A 3,593-nucleotide genomic window follows, 5' to 3' on the forward strand; every position below is an offset into this window, starting at 1 on the left:
CTGGGTAGCCTTGTCCCAATTCGTCGCGGACGTTCGTTGTTAACTGCAACTATAGGAGCATGGTTTACAGACCTGTACGCCCCCACAATCTACAACAAGCTTGTTGGGACCGCAAGCGCCGCAGGGCAGGAGCTCATAGCATCCACACTGGGCTTGGGCGGTCGCCTGAAATGACATCGCGAAGGCGAAGGTGATGAGAGCGCGAACAGTCCAAGGACCAAGGCCTTTGGCAGAGAATTGCCGGGTCCTTTGGGGCTAGGGCCGGCGCAACCGCACAACCGATCGCGCAATCCCTTACAATTGCGGGCAGGCAAGTCGAGCGGGTGATCGCTGCCCGGGGAGACCCGGGGAGAGGAAAGTCCGAACACCACAGGGCGGCGTGCTTCCTAACGGGAAGGAGGGGCGACCCTACGGAAAGTGCCACAGAAAACAAACCGCCCCGGCTTCGGTCGGGGTAAGGGTGAAACGGCGAGGTAAGAGCTCACCGCTTCGATGGTGACATCGAAGGCACGGCAAACCCCACGCGGTGCAAGGCCAAATAGGCTCCCCGTCTGAGACGGCCCGTCTCAGCGTCCTTGGCGGACGCCGAGGGAGCGGGTAGGCTGCTGGAGGATGCGGGCGACCGCATCCCTAGAGGAATGACCGTCGTCCTCCTTGCGGAGGACACAGAATTCGGCTTACAGCTCGACTTGGTCCTCTGTCACTTTGCACAAAAGCCCGCTGGTAGCGAGAATCAAAACCATGAACCGCCGCAACTTCAGCCGCCTGGCCATGACCTTGCCCCTGGCCGCCGCCGCCTCCTCCAACGCCTCAGGATCGTCCTCCCCCGCCCCCCAACCCGAGGACAGGGACGAAACCGAACAATCCACCTACGACGGCGGCCTCACCGACATCGACGGCTTCCGCGTCGGACACTACACCGATCCCGAACAGAACACCGGCTGCACGGTCGTCCTCTGCGGGCAGGGCGCGGTGGGAGGAGTCTCGGTGCGCGGCGCCTCCCCCGGCACCCGCGAAACCGATCTCCTCAAACCCGAGAGCACGGTCGAGAAGGTTCACGCCGTCATGCTCTCCGGAGGCAGCGCCTACGGACTCGAAACCGCCGCCGGCGCCATGCAGTACCTGGAAGAAAGGGGCATCGGCTACCAGGTGGGAGACCAGATCATCCCCATCGTCCCCGCCGCCATCCTCTACGACCTGCGCGGACGCAACGCCCACATCCGTCCCGGCAAGGCCGAGGGCTACCAGGCCTGCAAGAACGCCACCGACGGACTGGTGCAGGAAGGCAGCGTAGGCGCCGGCGCCGGCGCTACCGTGGGCAAGCTCTTAGGCGCCGACCGCGGCATGAAGGGCGGGATCGGCAGCTTTTCCATCACTGTCGAGGACCTGACGGTCGCCGCCCTGGTGGCCCTCAACGCCGCGGGAGACATCGTCGACCCGTCCAGCGGCCAGATCATCGCCGGCGCCCGCCAAGGCGCCCGTTCCGCCGAGTTCGCCGACGTCTCCCGGCACTTGCGCCAATCCAAGCTCGCGGCCCTCCAGTCGGGCGACGGCGAGAACACCACATTGGCGGTAATCACCACCAACGCGTCCCTGACCAAGGCCCAGGCGGGAAAGGTGGCCGACATGGCTCACAACGGCTACGCCCGCACCATCCGTCCGGCCCACACCCAGGTGGACGGCGACACCATCTTCGCCCTCTCCTCCGGAGCCCTCTCCGACTTCAACCCCCTGCAAGTCGGCCACCTGGCTGCCGAAGCCGTAGCCGAGGCCGTGGTCCGCGCCGTCAAAACCGCCGAACCCATCCGCGGCTTCCCCTCCTACGAAACCCTGATCCAACTCCGCCGCCAACGGCGAGGCTAGCCTGTTGCCGGCGGGCAGGCGGGTGGAACTGTGGTACACTGTAAAGATCGTGCTGGTTCCGGGTCCCTGGCACGGTCGAGCAAACTGCGGACCCCTTACGATCTTGCCTCGTATTTCACGCCAAGAAGCGGCTAGAGAGCCATTCTCCCTCCTTTTCTTTCGTGGCTACCCCGGAAGGTCAAAACAGATTCCTTTAGAGGATAAATTAAATGAGTAGAAGAAAACTTTATGTCGGAGGACTAGCGTTCTCCACCACCGAACAGCAACTGGAAGAACTTTTCGGGAACCATGGGACTGTCGAGTCCGCCAACATCATCACGGACCGCGACACGGGTCGCTCGCGTGGATTTGGTTTTGTCGAGATGTCGGACCCGTCCGAAGCTCAGGCCGCCATTGGTGAATTGAGCGGGAGCGAGCTCGACGGCCGCACCCTGAAGGTCGACGAAGCCAAGCCTCGGGGCGACAGCCGCGCTGGTTCCAGCCGCGGAGTCTGGTAGTCTGCCGCACCCGGCGCCGAAACAAGCAGGCGCTGAACGGCACTTTAGGGGACCGGCGAACTCGCTGGTCCCCCCATCCCGTCGGCTACTGGAAGACGCTGCGTCCCCCAGCCCGGCCCGAGAGACCCTGATGAAGAATTTCAATTGGACGGAAGGCTCCTTCCTGATTGGCTATCACTTGGCGCTAGCCATTTCATTGCCCATTTATCTGATTTACACGCCCTTGAACCTTTGGCTGATCCTGTCGGCCTTCCTGCTTTTCGTTTTCGCTGCCCTGGGAATCACGGCGGGCTATCACCGGTTCTATACTCACAAGACTTTCAAGCCGCACCCCATTCTTGAGGTGGGCATGCTTTTCTTCAGCACCTTGGCGGTGCAGGGGAGCGCGCTGCAATGGGCCCATGACCACCGGCTGCATCACCGCCATGTGGACACCGACAAGGACCCCTACCAGACCAAGGATGGCTTCTGGCATTCTCACTTGCTTTGGATGTTCCAGAAGCGCGAGTCCTTCGACCCTGGTCTAGTATCCGATCTGGCCAAGAATCCGATGGTGAGCTTTCAGGATCGGCACTACATTGCCCTGGTGGCGGTCGTCAACCTGGTCCCCGTCCTTCTTTTGGGATGGGCCTTCAGCGATTTTGCCGGGGCTTTCGTGATCGCCTTGCTGGCCCGGATGTTCCTGGTCCACCATTGCACATGGTTCATTAATTCGCTGGCCCACATGTGGGGCGTCAAGCCCTTCTCCACTGAGCATTCGGCCGTCAACAACTGGTTTCTGGCGCTACTGACGATGGGCGAGGGTTATCACAACTATCATCACACCTTTGCCGGCGACTATCGCAACGGAGTCCGCTTCTATCAGTACGACATCACCCGCGTTCTGATTTGGCTGGCCAGCAAGTTCGGCTTGGCCTCGGGGCTGAGGACGGTCAAAGATTCGACCATCCGGAAGCGGTTGGTGATCGAAGACCGCAAGCTGATGTTAGCCAAAATCGATGGCCGCACCGAGCCCGCCAAGACCCGACTGAAAAGAGAGATCGTTGGGATCTCGGACAACTTGGTCAGGCGGCTGGGCGATTTGGAAAGCATCCGCCAGCATCTGGCTGCCGTGAAGAAATCGAGCCGTGACAGCGACCTGATGGTAAGGCTGCGCGACGAGCTCAAGTATCTCAAGCGCGCCATCCGCCGCGAATCCCGGGCCTGGGCCAAGCTGTGCCGCCAGGTGGCCGC

General features: G+C 61.9%; 3 protein-coding genes and 1 other RNA gene. All 4 read left to right on the forward strand.

Going from position 1 to position 3,593, the window contains the following annotated elements; translation table 11 throughout:
• The first annotated feature begins 311 nt into the window (after window positions 1-311).
• An RNA gene (gene rnpB, locus VLU25_07150) (RNase P RNA component class A) lies at window positions 312-696 on the forward strand.
• 45 nt (window positions 697-741) lie between these two features.
• Window positions 742-1,863 (forward strand): P1 family peptidase, encoded by a 1,122-nt coding sequence (locus tag VLU25_07155; protein ID HSR67702.1) that lies wholly within the window; start codon window positions 742-744, stop codon window positions 1,861-1,863.
• A 209-nt stretch (window positions 1,864-2,072) separates the two neighbouring features.
• A complete protein-coding gene (locus VLU25_07160; GenBank protein ID HSR67703.1) occupies window positions 2,073-2,360 on the forward strand; it encodes an RNA-binding protein in 288 nt (95 codons plus the stop codon).
• Between the two features lie 130 nt (window positions 2,361-2,490).
• Window positions 2,491-3,593: acyl-CoA desaturase (locus tag VLU25_07165; GenBank protein ID HSR67704.1), on the forward strand; the 1,103-nt coding region annotated here is incomplete at its 3' end.

This window comes from Acidobacteriota bacterium (assembly GCA_035471785.1).
GTDB lineage: Bacteria > Acidobacteriota > UBA6911 > RPQK01 > DATIPO01 > JANQFM01.